The organism is Streptomyces anandii JCM 4720 (assembly GCF_014650655.1).
In the GTDB taxonomy this organism is placed as follows: domain Bacteria; phylum Actinomycetota; class Actinomycetes; order Streptomycetales; family Streptomycetaceae; genus Streptomyces; species Streptomyces anandii.
In genome coordinates, this window is the sequence record NZ_BMVJ01000001.1 from 180,415 (window position 1) to 180,960 (window position 546).

Consider the following 546-nt stretch of genomic DNA (forward strand, 5'->3'; position numbering starts at 1 on the left):
CCGCCTGGGCTGAGCCGCCCGGCCCCGGACCGCTCAGCCGCCCAGGGCCGCCTCGTGGACGGCCCGGGCCAGCCGGTCGTTCTCGGGGGCCGCCCCGCCCGGGAAGGCGAAGCGGCGCCTGGTGTAGCCGTAGGCCAGGCCGGTGGCCGGGTCGGCGAAGGCCTGGGAGCCGGCCGCGCCGCTGTGACCGATGGAGCCCGCGCCCAGGAACGGGTGCCAGGTGTCCGCGGTGGCCTGGAAGCCGAGGCCGTACGACCGGTGGCCGCGCGCCACCAGGTCGTACCCGACGGAGTGGAACTGCCCGAACTCCGCCACCGTGTCCGGCTTCAGCAGCGGCGCCTTGCCGTCCACCTCGCTGATCGCCGCCGCGTACAGGCCCGCCAGGCCGCGCGCGGAGGCCACCCCGCCCACCGAGGCCGGCCCCTTGGCCCGGATCGCGCGCTCGTTCGGCAGACTTTCCAGATCGGTCGGCTCGGCGCCGTGCCGGTTGAAGGCGACCGACGGCAGCGAGCGCGGCCCGTCCGGCAGCTCCTCCAGCAGCGCCCG

General features: G+C 77.5%; 1 protein-coding gene. It reads right to left on the reverse strand.

The features are described 5' to 3' along the window. Positions 1-33 precede the first annotated feature (33 nt). A partial coding sequence (locus tag IE249_RS35750) for a serine hydrolase family protein (RefSeq protein ID WP_229857150.1) occupies positions 34-546 on the reverse strand: 513 nt, incomplete at its 5' end.